Origin of the sequence: Pseudoxanthomonas sp. SGNA-20, assembly GCF_003931635.1 — a bacterium.
Classification (GTDB): domain Bacteria; phylum Pseudomonadota; class Gammaproteobacteria; order Xanthomonadales; family Xanthomonadaceae; genus Pseudoxanthomonas.
This window is the reverse complement of the sequence record NZ_RRYK01000006.1, coordinates 112,546-133,907: the sequence shown is the minus strand read 5'-3', so window position 1 is coordinate 133,907 and position 21,362 is coordinate 112,546. Positions and strand designations below refer to the sequence as shown.

22 protein-coding genes are annotated in these 21,362 nt (G+C 71.5%); 3 read left to right on the top strand and 19 right to left on the bottom strand.

The annotated features are described in order from the left end of the window. Positions 1-34: 34 nt before the first annotated feature. From EIM48_RS11710 to EIM48_RS11620, 19 genes are all read right to left on the bottom strand, one after another. Positions 35-616 carry a PilZ domain-containing protein gene (locus EIM48_RS11710; RefSeq protein ID WP_125111723.1) on the bottom strand — a complete coding sequence of 194 codons (582 nt, stop codon included), beginning with the start codon at positions 614-616 and terminating at the stop codon, positions 35-37. Next, complete coding sequence (locus EIM48_RS11705; RefSeq protein WP_125111722.1) at positions 613-846, bottom strand: hypothetical protein; 234 nt, start codon at positions 844-846, stop codon at positions 613-615. The genes EIM48_RS11710 and EIM48_RS11705 overlap by 4 nt, the downstream gene beginning before the upstream one ends. Next, complete coding sequence (locus EIM48_RS11700) at positions 846-1,142, bottom strand: hypothetical protein (protein WP_028915045.1); 297 nt, start codon at positions 1,140-1,142, stop codon at positions 846-848. The genes EIM48_RS11705 and EIM48_RS11700 overlap by 1 nt, the downstream gene beginning before the upstream one ends. Further along, positions 1,139-1,549 (bottom strand): flagellar export chaperone FliS, encoded by a 411-nt coding sequence (gene fliS, locus EIM48_RS11695; protein WP_028915044.1) that lies wholly within the window; start codon positions 1,547-1,549, stop codon positions 1,139-1,141. Before fliS ends, EIM48_RS11700 begins: the two co-directional genes overlap by 4 nt. A 101-nt stretch (positions 1,550-1,650) precedes the next feature. Continuing rightward, the gene (fliD, locus tag EIM48_RS11690) at positions 1,651-2,994 is read right to left on the bottom strand and encodes a flagellar filament capping protein FliD (RefSeq protein ID WP_125111721.1); all 1,344 of its coding nucleotides are present in this window, start codon (positions 2,992-2,994) and stop codon (positions 1,651-1,653) included. A gap of 96 nt (positions 2,995-3,090) precedes the next feature. Then, complete coding sequence (locus EIM48_RS11685) at positions 3,091-6,663, bottom strand: glycosyltransferase (RefSeq protein ID WP_125111720.1); 3,573 nt, start codon at positions 6,661-6,663, stop codon at positions 3,091-3,093. A 235-nt stretch (positions 6,664-6,898) separates the two neighbouring features. Beyond that, complete coding sequence (locus EIM48_RS11680) at positions 6,899-7,735, bottom strand: flagellin (protein ID WP_125111719.1); 837 nt, start codon at positions 7,733-7,735, stop codon at positions 6,899-6,901. Between the two features lie 323 nt (positions 7,736-8,058). Next, complete coding sequence (flgL, locus tag EIM48_RS11675) at positions 8,059-9,261, bottom strand: flagellar hook-associated protein FlgL (protein ID WP_125111718.1); 1,203 nt, start codon at positions 9,259-9,261, stop codon at positions 8,059-8,061. Further along, positions 9,258-11,135 (bottom strand): flagellar hook-associated protein FlgK, encoded by a 1,878-nt coding sequence (flgK, locus tag EIM48_RS11670; RefSeq protein ID WP_125111717.1) that lies wholly within the window; start codon positions 11,133-11,135, stop codon positions 9,258-9,260. The genes flgL and flgK overlap by 4 nt, the downstream gene beginning before the upstream one ends. A 3-nt stretch (positions 11,136-11,138) precedes the next feature. After that, positions 11,139-12,248, bottom strand: coding sequence for a flagellar assembly peptidoglycan hydrolase FlgJ (gene flgJ / locus EIM48_RS11665; protein ID WP_125111716.1), 1,110 nt, complete (start codon positions 12,246-12,248; stop codon positions 11,139-11,141). Next, positions 12,248-13,378: a flagellar basal body P-ring protein FlgI gene (locus tag EIM48_RS11660; protein WP_125111715.1), complete on the bottom strand. Its 1,131-nt coding sequence runs from the start codon at positions 13,376-13,378 to the stop codon at positions 12,248-12,250. The genes flgJ and EIM48_RS11660 overlap by 1 nt, the downstream gene beginning before the upstream one ends. A gap of 9 nt (positions 13,379-13,387) precedes the next feature. Further along, complete coding sequence (gene flgH, locus EIM48_RS11655; RefSeq protein ID WP_125111714.1) at positions 13,388-14,077, bottom strand: flagellar basal body L-ring protein FlgH; 690 nt, start codon at positions 14,075-14,077, stop codon at positions 13,388-13,390. A gap of 27 nt (positions 14,078-14,104) precedes the next feature. Next, positions 14,105-14,890, bottom strand: a complete 786-nt coding sequence (flgG, locus tag EIM48_RS11650) for a flagellar basal-body rod protein FlgG (protein WP_019398905.1) — start codon at positions 14,888-14,890, stop codon at positions 14,105-14,107. A gap of 255 nt (positions 14,891-15,145) precedes the next feature. Then, on the bottom strand, positions 15,146-15,895 hold the full coding sequence (locus EIM48_RS11645; protein WP_019398906.1) for a flagellar basal body rod protein FlgF: 750 nt from the start codon (positions 15,893-15,895) through the stop codon (positions 15,146-15,148). Between the two features lie 111 nt (positions 15,896-16,006). Continuing rightward, a complete protein-coding gene (flgE, locus tag EIM48_RS11640) occupies positions 16,007-17,227 on the bottom strand; it encodes a flagellar hook protein FlgE (protein WP_125111713.1) in 1,221 nt (406 codons plus the stop codon). A 32-nt stretch (positions 17,228-17,259) separates the two neighbouring features. After that, positions 17,260-17,928: a flagellar hook capping FlgD N-terminal domain-containing protein gene (locus tag EIM48_RS11635; RefSeq protein ID WP_028915036.1), complete on the bottom strand. Its 669-nt coding sequence runs from the start codon at positions 17,926-17,928 to the stop codon at positions 17,260-17,262. A gap of 11 nt (positions 17,929-17,939) precedes the next feature. Further along, positions 17,940-18,347 carry a flagellar basal body rod protein FlgC gene (flgC, locus tag EIM48_RS11630; protein WP_019398909.1) on the bottom strand — a complete coding sequence of 136 codons (408 nt, stop codon included), beginning with the start codon at positions 18,345-18,347 and terminating at the stop codon, positions 17,940-17,942. Between the two features lie 13 nt (positions 18,348-18,360). Further along, positions 18,361-18,780, bottom strand: coding sequence for a flagellar basal body rod protein FlgB (gene flgB / locus EIM48_RS11625; RefSeq protein WP_028915035.1), 420 nt, complete (start codon positions 18,778-18,780; stop codon positions 18,361-18,363). Positions 18,781-18,881: 101 nt separating this feature from the next. After that, positions 18,882-19,829, bottom strand: coding sequence for a chemotaxis protein CheV (locus EIM48_RS11620; RefSeq protein ID WP_019398911.1), 948 nt, complete (start codon positions 19,827-19,829; stop codon positions 18,882-18,884). A 95-nt stretch (positions 19,830-19,924) separates the two neighbouring features. Here EIM48_RS11620 and flgA point away from each other — a divergent pair, with 95 nt between their 5' ends. The 3 genes from flgA (at position 19,925) to EIM48_RS11605 (ending at position 21,314) form a co-directional block, all read left to right on the top strand. Continuing rightward, positions 19,925-20,569 (top strand): flagellar basal body P-ring formation chaperone FlgA, encoded by a 645-nt coding sequence (gene flgA, locus EIM48_RS11615; protein WP_028915034.1) that lies wholly within the window; start codon positions 19,925-19,927, stop codon positions 20,567-20,569. A gap of 89 nt (positions 20,570-20,658) precedes the next feature. Continuing rightward, positions 20,659-20,964: a flagellar biosynthesis anti-sigma factor FlgM gene (gene flgM, locus EIM48_RS11610; RefSeq protein WP_125111712.1), complete on the top strand. Its 306-nt coding sequence runs from the start codon at positions 20,659-20,661 to the stop codon at positions 20,962-20,964. A gap of 5 nt (positions 20,965-20,969) precedes the next feature. Next, entirely contained in the window at positions 20,970-21,314 is a 345-nt protein-coding gene (locus EIM48_RS11605) for a flagella protein (RefSeq protein ID WP_019398914.1), read from the top strand. Positions 21,315-21,362: the final 48 nt, after the last annotated feature.

Here is a 21,362-nt window from a genome sequence, read left to right as displayed (position 1 = left end):
TGTAGCCATCCGCGACCGCGTTCGCGGTTCAAGCCTAGCGGCGGCGGGCGTCGGCGACCTGGCGGCGGTGCATGCGGAACAGGTGGCGGCCCATGGCCTCCTCCAGTCCCGGGGGCAGGGCGGGGAAGCGCAGCCAGACCCAGCTGGCCTGCGGCCCGCGTGCGGCGGCGCTGACGATCACCGGCAGCTCGACGTCGTCGGGCAGCCAGTCGGCCGGCTGCAGGCGCACGCTGCCGGCCGAGTCCGGCTCCGGCAGGGCGGCGTCGGCCGCCAGCTGCAGGCGCAGCCCGCGCACCGACCAGCGCAGCGGCGTGGGCGGCAACGGCGGATTGGCCTGGCGCACCAGCCGCCCCAGCAGCACCAGTACCAGGTCCAGCTTGGCGTCAAGGCGCTGCGCCAGCAGTGGCAGTTCGCCGCGCTTTTCCTCGCCGGAGTCCTCGCTGCCGCGCAGGTCCTCGACCTGGGCCAAGCCCTGCAGCAGGGCCTCGGCCTGGGCGGTGCGCGCGGTGGCGTCGGCCAGGTAGCTGGCCGGCAGGACGGCGTCGCAGGTGAGCACGTCGCCGAACAGCTCGTGCTCGGCGGCCTGCGCGGTGGCGGGCCAGGCGGGATTGTTCATGCACTACCTCCGGGGGCTTGGCCGTGGTCGAGCTGCAGGATGTTCTGCAGCTGGAGCAGGCCCCGCAGCACCAGCTGGGGGGCGGTGAGGCTGAAGGTCTCGATGAACTGGCGCAGGTGCAGCTCGTATCCGGCCAGCATCTCGCCGGCGGCCCCGAAGTCCTCGCGTTCCAGCGCCTGGCGCAGGCAGGTCAGATCGTGCAACAGGGCGGCCAGCGTGGCGGCCGCCATCAGCGCGCCCCGGCGTAGGCGTGTACCGCGCGGTTGGCCTGGCGCTGCTGGCGCATCAGCGCCTGCAGCCGGTCCTGGCGGACGCGCATGGCGGCGATGACCTGCTGCTGGCGCTCGTGCAGCGCCTGCACGCCCTCCCGCAGCGCGGCGGCACCTTCCATCCGGCAGAACTCGTCCACAGCCCGGTCGTAGGCGTCCAGCATGGGCGGCATGGCCTCGATCTGGTCGCGCTCCAGCGCCTCCCGGATCCGGTCCATGGCCGCATGCAGTTCCGCCAGGCGGGCCGCGGCGCTCATGACGGCATCGCCACGCGCTGGGCCTGGGGAATGGAATTCCAGGCCGATTCGATCTCCACCAGCAGGTCCAGCGACTCGCGCAGCGGCGCCGGGTCGTTGTGCAGGTTGGCCTCGGTCAGGCGGCGGATGATGTAGTCGTACAGCGACGCCAGGTTCGAGGCGACCTGGCCGCCGGCCTCGTGGTCCAGCGAGCCGCTGAGGTGGCCGAGGATCGCGCAGGCCTCGCCGATGGCCTTGCCCTTCTGGGCGACGTCGCCCTGGTCAAGGCACGCCTGGGCGCGGCGGATGCGCTGGCCGGCGCTCTCGAACAGCAGCGCGATCAGCTGGTGCGGATCGGCTTCCGCGACGCGGGAGGAGATCCCGGTGCGGCGGTACTGGTCGGCGAGGTTGCGCTTGGCGGCGTACATGGTGGGGATTCCTCGGGCGTTCTACGACCGGTGGCGGACGGAGCAACCGGTCACACCCCTGTTATCGGCGGCCCGGGCCATGGCTTGAGCTGGCTCCCGGATCAGTCCTTGCTGGCCTGGGCCAGCAGTCCGTTGAGCGAGCTGGCGCTGCCCTGCAGCTGCACGATCATGCTTTCCATGGCGGTGAACTGCGCCAGGTAGATCGAATGCAGCTTCTCCATCCGCAGGTCCAGCTGGTCCAGCTGGTCGTCCAGGCGCTCGCGCTGCTTCTTCAGGCTGTCGGTGCGCTGGGCGATGGTGCCCTCGTCGCTGTCGAGCTGGGCCTTGAGCAGCGTCTTCAGCGGAGTGGTGAGCGCGCCTTCGGCGCCGAACAGCCGCGACATGGCCTGCGGCTCCGACGCCAGGGTGTCGCCCAGCTTCGCCTTGTCGAAGCTCATCGTGCCGTTCTTGTCGACGCTGATGCCCAGGGCCTTGAGCGCCTGCGAGTTGCCGCTGGTCAGGGTACGCAGCTGCTGCTGCAGCCCGCGGACCAGGATGTCGCCGGTCAGGGCGGAGGCCGTCCTGGTGTTGGCGTCGTAGCTGCTGGTCGACTTCAGGACCGAGCCGAGGCTGTTGTAGGCCGAGACGAACGACTCGATGGCCTTCTCCAGCGCCGAATTGTCCTGCTTCACGTCCAGGCGGAACGTCTCGCCCGGCTTCGCCGCGGCGAGGGCCAGGGTCACCCCGGGCACCAGGCCGCTGATGCTGTTGCTGGCGGAGGTGCGCTCGAAGCCGTCCACCCGCACCCGGGCGTCGGCGGCGGCCACCTGTTCGGCCAGGCCGCCGCCGGCCCCGTTGCTGACCGCCAGCAGCCCGCCGTCGCCACCGCTGGCGGTGATCGACAGGGCATTTGCGACGCCGGTTTCGCGGGCGGTGAACACCAGATGTTCGCCGTCGTCGGCGGTGATGACGGTGGCGCTGACCCCCTTGCCGCCGGCCGCACGATTCACGGCGCGGGCAATGTCGGCCAGGGTGGCGCCCTCCGCGAACGCCACGCTCAGGCTCTGGTCGTCCTCGCTGCCCCAGGCGATGGTCAGGGTTCCGCTGCCGATCACCGCGCCGGGCGCGTGCCCGGCCGAGGACAGCTTCTGCGCCGTGGCCACCGACAGCACCTCGACCGCATAGCTGCCGGCCATGCCTTCGGACGAGCCGGTGGCGGTGAAGCCGGCGCCTTCCTGCACGGTGGCCTGGAAGGCGGGCTTGTCCGCGGCGGACGCGAGCTTGTCCAGCGCGGTCTGCAGCGAACTGAGGGCGTTCTTCACCTGGCCCACCGCCGACAGCTTGGCGTCGACCGTGCTGGCCTGGCTCTTGATCCGGGCCTCGGTGGGCAGGCGCGCGGCCTGCACGAGCTGGGCCGCCAGGCTTGCGATGTCCAGCCCGGAACCGCCCGTCGAGATCGATGCCATGGTGTTTCCTCGCTTGTCCAGGTTGCGCTGCCGCGCAGTGCTCCGGTGTCGATAGCGGCCGCCGGCGGCGCATCTTGAGGCGCCGCCGGCCGGACCTCAGTCGGGCAGCCAGGTGGCCAGCCAGGCGCCGGCACTGGCCTCGTCCAGCATCCAGTCGCGGTGGACCGCCTCGCGCAGGGCCTCGCCGGCCCGAGCGGCCGCGTCCAGGTCGCTGAGGTGCATGCGGATGGCCTCCATCCAGTCGCGGAAGCGCCGCTTGACCCGGGTGACCGGCAGGCCGTCGCGGAACGGCTCCACGTCGCTGCACACCACCGGGAATCCGCAGGCGCCGAACTCCAGCAGGCGCAGGTTGCTCTTGCAGCGGTTGAACTGGTTGTCCTCCAGCGGCGCGATCGCCAGGTCCAGGTCCAGGGCGGCCAGGCGCGCCGGGTACTGCTCGATCGCCACGCCCGGGTGGTACTCGTGCACGTACGGGCGCAGCCGCTCCGGGCACATGCCCATGAACACCCACTCGACCTCGCCGGCAAGCGCTTCGACCACGTCGGCCACCATTTCCAGGTCGCCGCGATGGCCGATGCCGCCGGCCCAGCCCACGCGCGGGCGCTTGCCCTGGCGCCGGCCGCCGCGCAGTCCGCCCCACCACTCGGCCGGCAAGCGGTTGCGCGACACCCGGATGTCCGGGTGCAGGACGCGCAGCGCCTCGGCCAGCGGCTCGGTGGAGACCACCAGCCGGTCCACCTGCTTGAGCGCCGCACGCATGCTCTTGAGCACGTCCTGCGGCAGCTGGTTGCGATGCGCGCTCTTGAGCGGCACGTTGGGCAGGTAGTCGTCCAGCTCGGCCACCTTGAACACGTCGCTGAAGCCGGTCATGCGCCGCTGCGACTCGGCCTGTTCGGGCAGCATCTGGCGCTGGAACACCACCGCCTGCGGCGCCATCCGCTCCAGCTCCACCGGGCTCAGGTAGCGGTCGCCGACCCTGGCATCGGCCACCCCGTGGGCCGACATGGCCCGGGCCGGGTGGATCACGCGGTAGTAGCCGCAGCCGTGGCGGTCGGCGGGCAGGGCCAGGACCACGGGCAGGGGCCGCCAGGGCAGGGGATCGTGGTTCAGCCACGACGCGGTCTCGACCTGGAACGGCCGCTCGCCCAGCGAAAGGTTGAGGTTGTGCGCCGGGTCGCGCGCCAACCGCGGCAGCCATTGCCGGTACAGCTCCTCCAGCGAGGCCTTGGCCCGCTGCGCCTTGTCCTCCAGCGGCGCGGTGTCCACCCGGGCGCGGCTGGCGCCACCCTCGTGCAGGACCAGGGCATGCGGGGTCCAGACCACCAGGTAGCCGGCCTGGCCCACCCGCAGGCAGAAGTCCACGTCGCTGTGGGCGTGGCGCAGGTCGCCGCCACGCAGGCCACCCACCTCGTGGAACACGGCAGTCCGCACCATCAGGCAGGAGCCGGGGACCGCGGAGTAGTCCTGGTCCACCTGCAGGCGGTACATGTAGCCGGCGTCCTGCGGCTTGTGCCCCTCGAACGCAGGCGCCGCACCGATCCCGGCGCCCAGCACCAGGCCGGCCGCCTCCACGCTGCCGTCGGGCTTGATGAGCTTCGGCCCGACCACGCCGACCTCCGGCCGCTGGGCGTGGTTGAGCATGGTGTCCAGCCAGTCGCCGTCGACGATGGCGGTGTCGTTGTCCAGCAGCAGCAGGTACTCGCCGCGCGCTTGCGCGGCGGCGGCGTTGACCAGCGCCGGATAGTCGAACGGACCGGGATGGCGCAGCACGCGCAGGCGTTCGCTACCCATGGCCTCGATGCCGTCCAGCCAGCGGCACGCCGCCTCCTCGGTGCTGCCGTTGTCGACGACCAGCACCTCGTAGTTCGGGTAGCGGGTCTTCTCCAGCAGGGTGTCGAGGCAGCGCTGCACCAGGGCGAACTGGTCGCGGGTCGGGACCAGTACCGACACCAGCGGCTGGTCGGGGTGGCCATAGCCGACGCGGTACAGGCCGGGCAGGTGGCTGGCCACGCTCGCCCCCTCATAGCCGCGGTCGCGCAGATGGCGCAGGATCGCGCGCTCCTCCTCCGGCAGGCTGCGCAGCACCTGGAGCGGAGTGACCAGCAGCGGCTCGTGCACGTGGCCCAGGCCGGCGAAGCCGCCCGATTCGACCAGGCGCAGCAGCAGGTCCAGTTCCGCGGCCTCGCCGTGCTCCGGCGCCAGGCCGCCGGCCTCCAGCAGCACCTTGCAGTTGTACAGCCAGTGGCGGGCGTGGCTGCCCGGGGCGGACAGCAGCAGGTCGAGGTTGAAGTCCGGGCGGAACAAGGCGGAGAGGCCGCCGCCGGGATCGCGCTGCACCGCGTCGGCGTACACCGCGCGCAGCTCCGGATTGGCGACCAGGTTCACCGCCATCAACTGCATGGCCGGGGCCACGAACTCGCAGCCGGCATCGACCACCATCAGCCAGTCGCATGCGCCGGCCGCGGCGATCGCGTTGGCCGCGCCGGCCGCGCCGGCGGAAGCGCCGGCTGGCAGGGCCTCGATGCCCTGCGCTGCGTCGGCCGGCAGTGCGGTGCCGTCCGCGGCGACGCACCAGGTCTTCAGGTGCGGATACAGCTCCCGGGCCTGGGCCAGGCTGCGCAGCGTGCGGCCCAGGCGCAAGGGATCGCTGCCGTTGACCAGCACGCCGATGACCGGGTTGGCTTCCTGGGCCAGGGCGCCGGCAATGATCTGCGCCTGCGCCGGCAACGGCGTGCGCGCCTCCAGCCAGCCACGCAGGCCGCCCGGGGCCGCTGCCACCGGCTGCCTGGCACGCACGGCCTCCTGGGTGGTCTCGATGAACTTGTGCAGCTGCTTCCAGAACCGGTCCTCGATCTTCACGACCAGTTCGCGGATGCGTCCGCACTGCGAACGCGCCAGCTCGAGCGATTCCTGCGAGTCGTCCCAGGCGAAGCCGCCGCCGCCGAGGTCGGCGACGGTCTGCGGCGTGACCGCCAGGTTCTCGTACCCGGGCGCGACCAGCGGCACCACCGGGCAACCGCACATGATCGCCAGGCGGCAGGTGGTGGAGGACTCGTAGGTGTAGAGCACGCGCGCCTGGCGCAGCACGTCCGCCAGCTCGTCCAGCCCCAGCCGGTTCTCCGGCGAGAGCACCACGATGCCGGGCGGCAGGCGCGAGAAGTCCACCTCCGAGGCGGGCACGCGGTTGAGGTAGAGCAGGTCCAGCGTGCGCTCGACCTCCGGCTGCGGGCTGAAGCGCTCCGGATCCACCATCGGCACGGTAAGCAGCTGGCCCGGGCGCTCCGGGTCCATGAACTCCCTGCGGTGGTAGATGTACAGGTCGTCCGGGCCGGGATCCATCGGCTTGCCGCCGATCACGCCCTCGCGGTTGAGCATGTAGCGCACCGCCACCGCGGCCGGGATCGGCGAGCCCTGCACGATTTCCGGATAGATGGCGATGCCCGGCCGGCCTTCCGCCACGTGCCGGGCGATCATCTCGTCCGTGAGCACGGGCGTTTTCAGCGCCGGGTTGAGCACCTTGGCCCCCACCAGGTAGGCGTCCGCGCCCTCGAGGTTGAGCGCATGGCACAGGTAGTGGACGCACTGCACCCCGGACGAGGCCTCCTGGTAGTCGGGAGCCATCAGGTAGTAGGGGAAGCGCAACCTGCGGTGGAGTCTGCTCTGGTACATGGATCACCCGGGGAGTGGATGGCCGCGCGGCCCGGACCGGCGCGCGCCGTGGGGCGGCACCCGGACCGGATCCCGGAAGCGGGGCCATCCGCCGCCGGGCCGTCGTCGCGCAGCGGCTGCCGCCGGCGACCGGGAAGCTGATGCAAGCCGCGTGCCGCCGCCGGGCGCCGGAAAAAGGGAAGCCCACCCCGGTGGGACCGGGGCGGGCCTGGTGCGGTTACCGCGCTGGCCTGGCTTACTGCAGCAGGCTCAGGACGTTCTGCGGGATCGCCTTGGCCTGGGCCAGCATCGCCGTACCGGCCTGCTGCAGGATCTGGTTGCGGGTCAGTTCGGCGGTCTCCTTGGCGTAGTCGGCGTCCTGGATGCGGCTGCGCGAAGCGGCCATGTTCTCGGCGCTGACCTGCAGGTTGGCGATCGCGGAGCTGAAGCGGTTCTGGATCGCACCCAGGTCGGCGCGGGCCTCGTTCACCGACTGCAGGGCGGTGTCCAGGGCCGACAGGTTGCTGGCGCCGCTGCCGGCGGTCATCGCCTCGACGCTGAAGGACGAGGAGGTGATCCCGCTCAGGGCCGTCTTGATGTCGTTCAGGGTGACGTCGATCTTGTCGTGGTCGGTGTCGTTGGCGCCGACCTGGATCGAGATCACCGTGCCGCTGGTGTTCAGCAGGTGGATGCCGTTGAACTTGGTGTTCTCGATGACGCGCGAGATTTCGTCCTTCAGCTGCTGGACTTCCTTCTGCAGCGCCGCCTTGTCCTCGTTGGAGTTGGTGCCGTTGGCGGCCTGCACGGCCAGCTCGCGGATGCGCTGCAGGTTGTTGGAGATTTCCTGCAGGGCGCCTTCGGCGGTCTGCGCCAGCGAGATGCCGTCGTTGGCGTTGCGCGCCGCCTGCTCCATGCCGCGGACCTGGGTGGTCATGCGCTGGGCGATGGCCAGGCCGGCCGCGTCGTCCTTGGCGCTGTTGATGCGCAGGCCCGAGGACAGGCGCTGGATCGTGGTCGCCAGGCTAGCGCTGTTGGTGCTCAGGTTGCGCTGCGCATTGAGCGACATCACGTTCGTGTTGATGACTTGTGCCATTTTGAGTCTCCTCTAAGCGATTCATCCCGGCGGGTAGGACTGCGTAAGCCTTGGCCGGACCTCCGCAGGGGGGTCATCAATCTGACCGGTGCCGCTGCTGTATTCATTAACGGCGGCAGGGTTCGAAGCTTTAGCGCCGCGCCGGGATTTTTTTCTTATGCGCCAGGAACTTGCATGGCCCCAAAGGGCTTCTTTCCGGGCGCGTCCGGCTACGGTATCGATTAACGGCAGCGGCTTCCCCGGCTTTAGGGGGAGGAGCGAAAAAGAAAAACGGCGCGGTTGCCCGCGCCGTTCCGTTTCCAGGTCAGGAGGCCCGCGCGCGCTCAGCGCAGCAGGTTGAACAGCGATAGCCCCTGCATGCGGGTGAACACGGTCTGCGCCGTCTGCAGCGCGGTGCTCTCCAGCTGGAAGCGGGTGATCGCGTCGGCGTAATCCAGGTCGCGCATGCCCGAGAGGGTGGTCTTGAGCGTCACCGCGTTTGCCTCGCGCAGCGCGGCCGAGTCCTCGATCAGCGCCATCTGCGCGCCGCCGGAAGCCCGCGCGTCGATCATTGCCTCCGCGGCGCGCGCGATGTCGCGCATCGAGGACTGCAATGCGTTGCGGCGGGCCGCGCGGTCCGCCCCGGTCACCACCGGCGCTTCCAGCGCATCCACCAGCTGCTGCACCGTGGCGAACACGTCGCGCGTCCCGGACGGACCGATCTGCAGTTCGTCGCCGTCCGCGGGCTGCCCGCTGATCGAAACGCGCAGGCCACCGAACTCGATGTCCGTCTTCGCCGTCCAGGTCCCCGCGGCGACCGCGTTGCCATTGGCGTCGGACACCTCGTAGCCGTCGCCGCCGGTGAAACGGATCGTGTAGCTCTCGCCGTTCCAGCCGCCGGCGGTGCTGCGGCTGAAGCTCTCCAGCACGCCGGTGCCGGTGTTGGACGCGGCCATGCGCGCGTCCAGCACGCCGTCGCCGGTGCGGATGCGCATGAACACCTCGCTGCCCGGCAGCGTGTCCTGCACGAAGGTGCCGGGCGCGATCTCGACCTGGCGCTGGGTCTGGTCGCCGTTGTAGGCCACGCCGCCGGCGACGCGGGTGAACGGCGCGACGTCGTCGGCCGCGCCGCCGAACAGGTAGCGGCCGGCGCCATCGTCGCTGTTGGCCAGGCTGATCAGGTTGTCGCGGATCGCGCGCAGCTCGGCGGCGATGGACTTGCGGTCATCGTCCGAGAGCGTGTCGGTGTTGGCCTGCACCGCCAGCTCGTTGATGCGGATCATGTCGTCGCCGATCAGCGCGAGGACGTTTTCCTGCAGGCCCAGGCGGTGGTTCACGGTGTTGGCGTTGAGCCCGAACCGCTCCAGTTCGGCCAGCGAGCGGTCCAGGCCCACGGCGGCGCCCACGCCGACCGGGTCGTCCTTGGCGGTGATGTTTTTCTGCCCGGTCGCGACCTGCTGCTGCAGCTGCGAGAGCTTCTTCTGCCGCGCCAGCATGGTGGCCAGCGACAGGTCGTACATCAGGCTGGTGGAGATGCGCGAGTTCATCGGCGGACGGCGCTCAGGATGGACTGGAACAGGTTGTCGGCGGTGGAGATGATCTGCGCGGCGGCCTGGTAGGCCTGCTGCAGGCGCAGCATGTTGGCCGCCTCCTCGTCGAGGTTGACGCCGGCCACCGCGTCGCGCGCGGCCCTGGCGTCGTCGTGGATCACCTGCTGCGCGTCGGCCGCGTACTCGGCCTGGCGCGCGGCCGAGCCGACCATGGTGGTGAGGCCGCCGACCGCGCCGTTGAGGCTGATGGTGCCGCCGCTGACCACGCGCGCGTCGTCCAGGTTGGCCAGGCGGGTGGCATTGCCGTTGTCGCCGCTGCCGGGTGCCGCGCGCGAGATGGTGAACTGGTCGCCGGCCGCCGGGATGCCGTCGAGCACTACGCTCCAGCCGTTGGCGCTGATGCGCTGGCCCGGGGTGAAGGCGAACGGGCCGGCGCCGTCGATGGTGTACTGCCCGGCGTCGAGGAACTCGATGACCGCGTCCTGCAGCAGGGCGGGATCGGAGGCGTCCTCCACGCGCAGGCCGGACAGCGCGCCGCTGCCCACGTTGGACAGCGCGGCGTTGCCACGCACCGGCGTGGCGGCGGCAATGCGCGACGGATCGGAGATCGCCACCGAGAAGCCACCCGGCGCGCGCGCGGTCGGCTGCACCAGGAAGCGGTCGCCGATCGCGGCGGTGCCGGAAACCTGCAGCGAGATGCCGGCGACCACGAACGGGTCAGCCGCGGTGCCGCTGCCGGTCATCGGCAAGGCCTCGCCGGTGTCGGCGCGCATCGCGATCCAGCCGGTATCGCCCAGGCGCAGCACCAGGTTCTGGCCGTCGAGCGCGGACACGTCGGCGACCTGGGCCTGGAGGGTGGCGCCGCCGCCGTTGCCGGCGTGCGCGTTGACCTGCGGCGCCGGCACGTCGAAGAAGGCGCCGCCCAGGTTGCCGTACAGGTCCATGCCCGCGGCATGGCCCTGGTTGAAGGTGGTCGCCATCGCCACCGCGATCCGGCCCAGCTCGGCGGCTGCCGGGTCCAGCACGGTGTTGCGGAACTCCAGCAGGCCGCCCATCCGGCCGCCCAGCACGCGCTGGTCCAGCACGGTCCGCGAACCGCCGCCGTCCAGCGCCAGCTGCAGGCGCTCGGGACGGTAGGGATCGGCCACGGTGGTCAGCTTCGAGGCCTGCACGCCCACCACCAGCGGCTGGCCACCGGCGGTGAACACGTTGATCGCGCCGCCGTCCTGCATGACCGCGGTGCCGCCGGTGTAGCCGACCAGTTCGGCCACCAGCTGGTCGCGGCGATCCAGCAGGTCGGGCGCGGCCTTGCTGGCGTCCGAGCCGACCTCGCCGTTGATGCGGGCGATCTCCGCGGCCAGGCGGCTGATCTCGCTGGCGCCGGCCAGCAGGCTGTTGTTGATCTCCGAATCCAGCGAGGCGATGTGGCCGTCGAGCTGGCGGAAGCGGGTGGCCAGGGCGTTGGCCTCGGCCAGCACGTTCTGGCGCTCGGCGGTGGCGGCGGCGTTGGAGGACAGCGCGCTGACCGAGTCGAAGAAGTTGGACCAGGCGCCGGCGAGGTTGGTGGCGCTGTCGGAAAACAGCGCGTCCAGGCGCGAAGTCAGGGCGGAAAGCTGCTGCAGGCGCGCCAGTTCACCACCGCTGTCGAGCAGGCGCGAGGTCGCCAGCTCGTCGGCCATGCGCCGGATGTCGGCGACCTTGGTGCCGCTGCCGACGTAGCCGTAGCCGTAGTCGATCGGCGTGCGCGTGGCGAAGTCGACGCGCTGCCGGGTATAGCCCTCGGTGTTGACGTTGGCGACGTTGTGGCTGACCGTCGAAAGCGCCCGCTGGAACGCGAGCAGGGCGCCGGTGCCGGTGGACAGGACGGGCATCGCTTATCTCCTGGTGAAGCCGGCCACGTCGGCCGCGGCCAGCGCGCCGCCGGCCGCGCGCGCGGCCACGCCGGCGATCGCCTGCATGGCGCGGTTGACGGTCGGGCCATTGGCGATGGCGGTGATCTTGGCCGCGTAACCCGGATCGGTGGCATAGCCGGCGTTCTGCAGCGCCTGGGCGAAGCGGCGGACGTCGCCGCCGGCCTGCAGCGCCTTCTGGTAGCGCGGGTTGTTCTTCAGCAAGCGCACGTAGTCGGCGAAGCTCTCGGCCGGGGAGGCGTAGGCACGGAACTGCGCGGTCTCGGTGCGGCGCACGCCGCCGGCGTATTCGTGGGTGCGGGTGGTGGCGCGCTCGCCGCTCCAGCCGTTGGCCTTGATGCCGAACAGGTTGTTGGCGCTGCCGCCGCCATCGCGCTGGATCTGGCGCCGGCCCCAGCCGGTTTCCAGCGCGGCCTGGGCCACCAGGGCGCGCGCGTCCACGCCCAGTTCCCGGGCCGCGGCCTGGGCCTGGTCCCAGATGCTGGCGACGAAGTGCTCGGGGCTGCGCGGCGCGAACTCCGCCGCCGCCCGGGCCGCGGCGCCCTGCGGGACCATGCCGGTGGTGGCCGCGGCGCCCTCCGGGCCGGCCATCAGGCGGCGGACCAGCGCGTCCAGCGGCGAGCCGTCGCCGGCATCGCCGCCCTCGCGGCCGGCGATCAGGTCCAGGGCCCGATCGGCGCCGGGGGAGAGAACGTCCATCGTCCCGGCGGCACTGGCGTAGGCCTGGGCCGCGGCGGCGGCACGGGTCGGGCCGGGACGGACGTCGATGCGGGTATCCAGCGCCTTGCCGCCGCCGGCGTCGATGCCGCTCTGCCGGGCCAGCTGGCGCGCGATCATCGGCGCCAGCCCCAGGCCCTTGCCGGAAGTCAGCGCCTGCGCCAGCTGCTGGTCGTACATGTCGCGGAAGACCTGGTTCTCGTTGGGGAACAACGAGTCGCCGAAGCTGGCGTCGCGCATGCTCTTGACCAGCATCTGGGCGAACTGGCCTTCGAGCTGGCGCGCGGCATGTTCCACCCGCGCGGCGTCGGGAGCGGACTGGGGCGCCAATTCCAGCGGGCGGGCGTCGATGCGCATCAGATCACTTCCAGCTCCGCGCGCAGCGCGCCGGCCTGCTTCAGGGCCTCGAGGATGGCGATCAGGTCGCCCGGCGCGGCGCCGACCTCGTTCACCGCGCGCACGATCTCGTCCAGGGTGGTGCCGCCCTCGAAGCGGAACATGCGGCTGCCTTCCTGCGCGCTGCTGATGGAGGAGGTCGGGGCGGCCACGGTGTGGCCGCCGGCGAAGGCGCCGGGCTGGCTCACCTGCACGCCCTCGTTGATGGTCACGGTCAACGCGCCGTGGGTGACCGCCGCCGGCATCACCCGCACCTGCGAACCGATCACCACCGTGCCGGTGCGGGCGTTGACGATGACCTTGGCAGGCGCGGTGCCCGGGGTCAGTTCCAGGTTCTCGATCTGGGAGAGGAAGCTGATGCGCATGCCCGGGTCCGACGGCGCGGACACGGCCACCGTCACCCCGTCCACCGCGCGCGCCACGCCGGGGCCGTACATGCGGTTGATCGCGTCGACCATGCGCGCGACGGTGGTGAAGTCGGTGCGGTGCAGGTTGAGGGTCAGGTCGCCGCCGGCCTCCAGCACGTTGGGCAGGGCGCGCTCGATGGTGGCGCCGTTGGGGATGCGCCCGGTGCTGGGGATGTTGACCGCCACGCGCGAGCCGTCGCGGCCCTGGGCGCCGAAGCCGCCGACCACAAGGTTGCCCTGGGCGATGGCGTAGACCTGGCCGTCGGCGCCCTTCAGCGGCGCCATCAGCAGCGAACCGCCGCGCAGCGACACCGCGTTGCCGATCGAGGACACGGTCACGTCGATGGTCTGGCCGGGCTTGGCGAACGGCGGCAACTCGGCGTGGATCGCCACCGCGGCCACGTTCTTCAGCTGCGGGTTGACGTTGGCCGGCACCTGCACGCCCAGCTCGGCGAGCATGTTCTTCAGGCTCTGCACGGTGAACGGCGCCTGGCTGGTGCGGTCGCCGCTGTTGTCCAGGCCCACCACCAGGCCGTAGCCGACCAAGGCGTTGCTGCGCACGCCGCCGACCTGGGCCAGGTCCTTGATGCGCTCGGCCTGCGCCGGCGCGGCCACCAGGGCCAGCAGCACCAGCGCGCAGGCGAGGGCGCGCAGGCCGGAAATGGGGTTGCGGGACGTTGCCATGGGGCGACCTCAGTACGGGTACAGGCCGGAATTGAAGAAGCGGCTCAGCCAGCCCATCGCGTTGGACTGGGCCAGCGCGCCGCGGCCGCCATAGACGATCCGCGCCTCGCCGACCCGGCTGGAGGGCACGGTGTTGTCGCGCGAGATGTCCTGCGGGCGGACGATGCCCTGGATCTGCACCAGCTCGTCGCCCTGGTTGAGGCGCAGGTTCTTCTGCCCCTGCACGACCAGGTTGCCGTTGGGCAGGCGCTGGATCACGCTCACGGTGACGCTGCCCTGCAGGCGGTTGCTCTGGCTGGACTTGCCCTGGCCGTCGAAGCCGCGCTCGCCGTTGGCCGAGGCCGAGAGGATGTCGCGGCCCTTGAAGCTCACCGGCCCGCCGAACAGCGAGGTCACCCCGGTGGACAGCTCGCTGTCCTTGCTGACCTGGGTGGTGGCGCTGGTCTGCGCGGTGGTGGACTCGACCAGGGTGATGGTCAGCAGGTCGCCGACGTCGCGGGCGATGCGGTCGCCGTACAGCGACAGCCCCTGGCCGCCGGCGTAGATCGCGCCGGGCGTTGGCGCGGCCTGGGCCGGCATGCCCGGGACGATCGGCGCCAGCGGCGGGTAGGGGCGCACGTCGCCGGCGGCCGCGCAGCCGCCCAGCAGCAGCACGGCCGGCAGCGCCAGGACGAGGGCGGAACGGGGACGCGGGTTCATGGCGGGACTCCAGCGGCGCTAGCGCGGTCAGACGTTGTTATTGAGGAAGCCGAGCATCGAGTCGGTGGTGGAGATGGCCTTGGCGTTCATTTCGTACGCGCGCTGGGTCTCGATCATGCTCACCAGCTCCTCGACCACGTTGACGTTGCTGCCCTCCAGCGCACCCTGTTCGATCAGGCCCAGGCCATTGAGGCCGGGCGTGCCGTTCTGCGCCGGTCCGGAGGCGGTGGTCTCCACGTACAGGTTCTCGCCGCGTGCCTGCAGGCCGGCGGGATTGATGAAGTCGGTGAGGGTCAGGGCGCCGATCTCCAGCGCCTGGCCGTCGCCGGCCATCTGCACGGTGATCGTGCCGTCGGTGCCGATGGTCATCGACTGCGCGCCCTCGGGGATCTGGATGCCCGGCTGCACCGGGTAGCCGCTGCTGGTCACCAGCTCGCCCTGGGCGTTGACCTGGAAGCTGCCGTCGCGGGTGTAGGCCGAGCTGCCGTCGGGCATCAGCACCTCGAAGAACCCGCGGCCGTTGATCATCACGTCCAGGGCGCGGCCGGTCTGCTGCGGGTTGCCCTGCTGGAAGTCCTTGGCGGTGGACACCACGCGCACGCCGGTGCCCAGCTGCAGGCCGGATGGCAGCTGGGTCTGCGCCGAGGTCGAGCCGCCGGGCTGGCGCACCTGCTGGTACAGCAGGTCCTCGAAGTTGGCGCGGTCGCGCTTGAAGCCGGTGGTGTTGGTGTTGGCCAGGTTGTTGGCCACCACGGACATGCGCGTCTGCTGCGCATCCAGACCGGTCTTGGCGACCCAGAGTGCCTGATTCATGACGCGGAACCTCACGTGACGGATTGACGCCACCCCTGATGCATGGGGCGTGCCAGAACCGCGTCGGAGGCCCGTCGCGCTGGCCGTGGCGGCATGCCGTCCGCGCGCCGGGACGCCGTCGCGGCCGCGACGGGGCCGCCCGGGCGTGCGCAGGGGCAGGGCACGGAAGCAAAGGAACGGGCGCCTTGCCGACGGGGCGGGCGGCGCCCGGATGTCCCTCCGGCGGAGGGCACCGGCAGGGGACCGGAACGGCCGTCAGCCGCCCAGGCGCAGCATGGTGTTGGCCGAGCGCGCGTTCTCGTCGCCGGTCTTGATGACCTTCACCTGCATCTCGAACTGGCGCTGGATCTGGATCATCTGCACCAGCGCGCCGGCGGCGTCGACGTTGCTTTCCTCGATTACGCCGGTGGTGAGCACGGTGCCGGGTGCCTGCTGCAGCGGCTGCTGCGGGGCGATGTTGCGCATCAGGCCGTCCAGGCCGCGCTGCAGCTGCTCCGGTCGCGCCTCGACCACCTTCAGACGCCCCAGCACCGCCATGGTGTCGGCGCCTTCGCCCAGCGGGATGATGGACACGGTGCCGTCCTGGCCGATCTCCAGCGCCTGGTGCGGGGGCAGGGCGATCGGGTTGCCGTCCTGGTCCAGCACCGGATGGCCGCCGGCGGTCACCAGCTGCCCGTTCGGGGTCAGCGACAGGTTGCCGGCGCGGGTGTAGGCCTCGCCGCCGCCCGGCGCCTGCACCGCCAGCCAGCGGTCGGCGTGCAGCGACACGTCCAGCGGATTGCCGGTGACGCGCTGCGCGCCGACGCTGGAATTGAACCCCTGGTCCACGTGCAGCGCCGCCACCCGCGACGGATACCCGGCACCGCGCACCGGGAAGGCCTCGGTATTGGCCAGCACCGCCTTGAACCCGGCGGTATCGGCATTGGCCAGGTTGTGGCTGACCGTGCCCTGCGCCTGCAGCGAGGCGCGGGCGCCGGTCATCGCGATGTAGAGCGCTTTGTCCATGGGCGGGCCGTGATTCGTGATTCGTGATTGGAAAGAGCCGGCTGACCGGAATAGTGATGGTGGTTGGAGGAGCGCGTTGGCCTCCTCCAACCACCAATCACCAATCACGAATTACCGGATGTTGATGACCGTCTGGGTGGCCTGGTCCTGGGTCGAGATCATCTGCGCGTTGGCCTGGAAGTTGCGCTGCGCGGTGATCATGTTGACCAGCTGCTCGGTCAGGTCCACGGTCGAGGCCTCCAGCGCGCCGGACTGGATGCGGCCGAAGTCCGACGAATCCGGGGTGCCGCTGCGCGGCGTGCCCGAGGAGTAGGTCGCCGCCCACATGTTGTTGCCGACCGCCTGCAGGCCCTGCGGGTTGACGAAGTTGGTCAGCACGATCTGGCCCAGCGGCACGTCCTCGCCGTTGGAGTAGCGGGCATAGACCACGCCGTCCTCGGACACGTCGATCTCGGTCAGCTTGCCGGAGGCCACGCCGTCCTGGTTGACGCTGCGCAGGGCGAAGTTGCTGCCGTACTGGGTGCTCCCGCTGATGTCCAGGCTCAGCTCCAGGGTGCCGGCGCCGGTGCCCGGCGCGTAGGGATCCATGGCGACGCGGCCGTCGGCCGGGGACACCAGGGCGCCGTTGGAATCGAACTGCAGCGTGGTCGGCGCGCCGACCGGGTTGCCGTCGATGTAGTTGTAGACCTGCCACTCGTTCGGGTTGGCGGTCTTGACGAAGTACGAGGCCTGCACGTGCGGCACGCCCAGCGAGTCGTACACGGTGACGCCGCCGCTGCCGGCGTTGTAGCTGTTGGCATCGGACGGGTCGAACGGCTGCACGGTCGGCTCGGTGGCCGCGCCGGGCAGGGTGACCATCAGCTCGACCAGGCTGCTCTGGCGCGGCGGGCTGTCGGTGGTGGCCAGCTTCAGGTCGGTGGTGCGGCCGACGTCGAAGCCGCCGCTGGCGTTGGGCGCGTACACCTGCAGTCGCGCGCCGTCCGGGGTGATCACGTAGCCGCTGCTGTCGGGCTGGAAGTTGCCGGCGCGGGTGTAGAGGGTGTCGCCGTTCTTGACCACGGTGAAGAAGCCTTCGCCGTCGATGGCGAAGTCCAGGCTGCGGCCGGTCGGGTCGATGTTGCCCTGCGCGAACTGCGGGGCGATGTTGCTGACCTTCACGCCCGAGCCGATCGCGTTCCGCGCCAGGCCGTAGCTGGTGGTGGAGAACAGGTCGGCGAACTCGGCACGCGAGGTCTTGAAGCCGACGGTGCTGGCGTTGGCGATGTTGTTCGAGGTGACGTTGAGGTCGGCGTTGGCCGCGTTGATGCCGGACAGCGAGGTGGTGAAGCTCATGGCGGACTCCTGCGGAATTCGGGTGGTGCGGCTCAGCTGATGCGGAGCACGTAGTCGAGCGGGACGGTGCCCAGGCCCGGGAGGTCGAGGAACAGGCCATCGCTGCCGGCGGTGACGCTGTCGACCTTGCCGCGGACGTAGGTGTCCAGCGCCTTGGTGCTGCCGTCGTTGGCGGTGTACTTGGCGGTGATCCCGTAGCTGCCGGCGGGCGCGCGCTCGCCGAGGTGGTTGGTGCCGTCCCAGGCGAAGGCAACCTCGCCGGCGCGGTTGGCCGGGACGCTGAACTCCTTGACCGTGCGCCCGGTGGCGTCGGTGACGGTGAACTGCACCGTGCCGGCGTCGGGCGCGGCGACCGCACCGCTGGCGCCGCCGGATTCGCCCAGCGCGACCTTCGCCGACGGCACCAGCACCTCGTGCCCGACCAGGGCGGCGCCGCGCAGCAGCTGGTCGCTGCTCAGCGCCGACGAGAACGCCTTGACCTGGGTATTGAGGGTCTCGATGCCCTGCACGGTGGAGAACTGCGCCAGCTGCCCCAGGAACTGGCTGTTCTCCATCGGGTTCAGCGGGTCCTGGTGCTTGAGCTGCTCGGTCATCAGGCGCAGGAAGTCGGCCTGGCCCAGCGAGTCGCTCTTGGCGCCGTTGCCGGTCGCGGCCGGGGCCAGCCCGAGGCTGGAATAGATGTCGCTGGCGATCGCGCTCATGCGGTATGTCCTCAGCGGCCCATGGTGAGGGTGGCGATGGCCAGCTCCTTGGCCGTGTTGATGACCTCCACGCCGGCCTGGTAGCTGCGCGAGGCGGAGATCAGGTTGACCATCTGCGCCACCGGGTCCACGTCCGGGGCGAACACGTAGCCGTCGGCGTCGGCCAGCGGGTGGCCGGGCTCGTAGCGGCGCACGGGCGGGGCCTCGCTCTGCGCGATCTCGCGCACGCGCACGCCGGTCAGGGCCGGGTCCGAACCGCTGGCCTGCGCCTGGAACACCGGCTCCAGCGGCTTGTAGACCGCCTCCGGCGAGCCGGCCACCGAGTCGGCATTGGCCAGGTTGGAGGCGATCGTGCTCAGCCGCACCGACTGCGCGTGCAGCCCGGAGCCGGCGACGTCGAAGATCGGGAGGTTGCTCATGCTCGGACTCCTGTTACTGGCCGGTGATCGCGGTGAGCAGGGTGCGCACCTTGCCCTCGACGAAGCTCAGCGAGGCGCGGTACTCCAGCGCGGCGCGGCCGTAGGCGGCGCGCTCCATGTCCGGGTCGACGGTGTTGCCGTCGAGGCTGGGCTGGGAGGCCTGGCGGGTGTACTGGAACGGAGCCGCGCCGGTGGCGATGGCGTCCTGGATGTGGCGTTCGTGGGTCGCCGCGGGCACGCCAGGCCCGCCGGCGGCGCGCCCTTCGCGGGCGCGGGTCGCGGCGTCCAGGGCGGCATTGAAGTCCAGGTCCTGGGCCTTGTAGCCGGGGGTGTCGGCATTGGCCAGGTTGCTGGCGATCAGCTTCATCCGCTGCTCGCGCAGGGGCAGGGCGTCGGCGTGGACACCCATATAGGAAGAGATCGGGTTGAACATGGCGACTCCATCGCGGAAGGTCGCCAGTGCTCAGGCAAGGCGCGTGCCAGAACGCGCCGGAAGTCCGTTGCCGGGGCCGCGCGGGCGCCGGCCGGAGGGGCTCAGGCCGTCTCGGCGGCGACCTGGCGCAGGCGCGTCAGCACGTGGTCGGCCAGCTCGTGGGGGCTGTACTTGGCGACGAAGGCATTGGCGCCCACGCGCTCGACCATGGCGTTGTTGAACACGCCCGACAGCGAGGTGTGCAGCAGCACGTACAGCCCCGCCAGGCCCGGGTTGCGCCGGATTTCCGTCGTCAGGGTGTAGCCGTCCATCGCCGGCATCTCGATGTCGGAGATGATCATCGCGTAGCGCTTGCACGGGTCCTCGCCGCTGGAGAGCACCTGCAGGAGGTGTTCCAGCGCCTGGCGGCCGTCGGACAGCAGGGTCACGCCGACCCCCAGCTGGTCCAGCACGCTGCGGATCTGCTGCCGGGCCACGCGCGAGTCGTCCACCACCAGCACCTGCATCGGCGGGGCGTCGGCGGGCAGGGCCATCTCCGGCTCCAGGGTGGCGTCCATCCGCGCCTGGGTGATGTCGGCCAGCACGCTCTCCACGTCCAGCACCTGGATCAGCTCGCCCTGGAAGCGCGTCACCGCGGTCAGGTAGGTGCTGTCGGCGCCCAGGTCCGGCGGCGGATGGATGTCCTCCACCGCGATGTTCACGATCCGCTCCACGTCGCTGACCAGGAAGCCCTGCACCGAGCGGTTGAACTCGGTGACCACCAGGTACTGGGTGCCCTCGTCGCCGGGCGCCAGCCGCTCCGGGTGGCCGATCGCCAGGCCCAGGTCCAGCACCGGCACCGAGCGGCCGCGCACGTCGGCCGCGCCGGCGAACTGCGGCGGCAGGCCCGGGAGCTGGAACAGCGGCGGCCGCCGCAGCACCTCCTGGACCTTGAACACGTTGACGCCAAAAAGCTGGCGCCCGCCCAGGCGGAACAGCAACAGCGCCAGGCGGTTGTGGCCGGCCAGCCGGGTACGCTGGTCGATGCGGTTGAGCAGGTTGTGGGTCATGCCCGCGGTATCGGCCGGGGGCGGCGACGCTTGAGCCGGGCGTCTGGCACGCCGCTTGCAAGAGCCGGGCAGATTCCCCGCGACCGAAGGCCTGCATGCTCCGCCCGCGTCGATTCCTCGCACTCCTGCTCGCCTGGCCGGTGGCCTGGGCGTCGGCCACCGCGTACCAGCCGGTGGACTCGATCCGCGAGGCCGCGCTCGCCGCGGTGGGCGGTGAGGGCGAGGCCAGCCTGGACCCGGCGCTGCGCATGCCCGCCTGCGCGGCGCCGCTACAGGGCCGGCAGTCCACCGCGTCCACCGTGGAGGTGTCCTGCCCGGGCGGCTGGCGGCTTTACGTGCCGGTCCGCCAGCGCCGCAGCCAGCAGGTGGTGGTGCTGGCGCGCGGCGTGTCCGCCGGCGAGACCCTGGCCGCCGACGCCCTGTCCACCGCCCAGCGCGACGCCTCGCGCCTGGCCGGCACCCCGCTGTCGGACCCGGCCCAGGCCGTGGGCCAGGTGGCACGCCGCGCCATGGCCGCCGGCACCGTGCTGGGCGCCGGCGACCTGGCCGCGCCGCGGATCGTGCGCCGCGGCGACCAGGTCGCCCTGGTCTCGCGCCGCGGCGGGGTGGAGGTCCGGGTGGCCGGCCGCGCCCTCGGCGACGCCGCGGTGGACGAGCGGGTCAGCGTGGAAAACCTTTCTTCCCGGCGTATCCTGCAGGGGCGCGTGGTCCCCGGCGGGGATGTGCTGGTCACTCCCTGAACGCCGGCACGAAATCCGTGCTCCAGCTCTAAAGTTCCCGCCGACGCATGCCGATACCCAGCGCGTACCCCGCCCAAGGACTCATTCCCATGAGCCAGAAGATCGAAGGCAGCCTCCCGCCGCAGGCCGTGCGCAGCACGGTCCAGGTCGGCCGTACTGCCGCCGCCGGCGCCGACCGTTCGGAGCCGGTGGAAGCCACCCGCGCCGGCGACAGCCTGCGCCTGACCGGCGAAGCCGCCAGCCTGCAGGCCCTGCAGCGCGAGCTGGCCGTCACCCCCGCGGTCGACGCCGCGCGCGTGGCCGAAGTGCGCCAGGCGCTGGAGTCCGGCAGCTACCGGATCGATCCGGCGAAGATCGCCGATCGCATGCTCGAGATGGACCGCCTGCTCGGCTGATCCCGATGACCGCCCCGGCCGCCACCGACGCCGCCCTCGACCGCCTGGCCGCCGCGCTGGCCGACGAGCGCCGCGCGTTGCTGGACCACGACGTGGAGCTGCTGATGCGCTCCACCGCCGAGAAGCTGGCGGCCCTGCGCGAGCTGGAGGAAGCCTTGCCCCAGGGCCAGGCCGAGCGCCTGGCCGAGCTGGCCGAAGCCAACCGCCGCAACGGTGCGCTGCTGGCGCGCCGCCGGCGCGAGGTGAACTGGGCGCTGCGCCACCTGGGCCGCGCCGAGAGCGCCCCGGCCTACGACGCCCACGGCCAGGCCCAGCAGCTGCGCGCCAGCCGCGACCTCGCGGTCGCCTGACCCGGCGCGCTCCCCGCCGCTAGAATCCGGTGTTTCACCGGAGCCGCG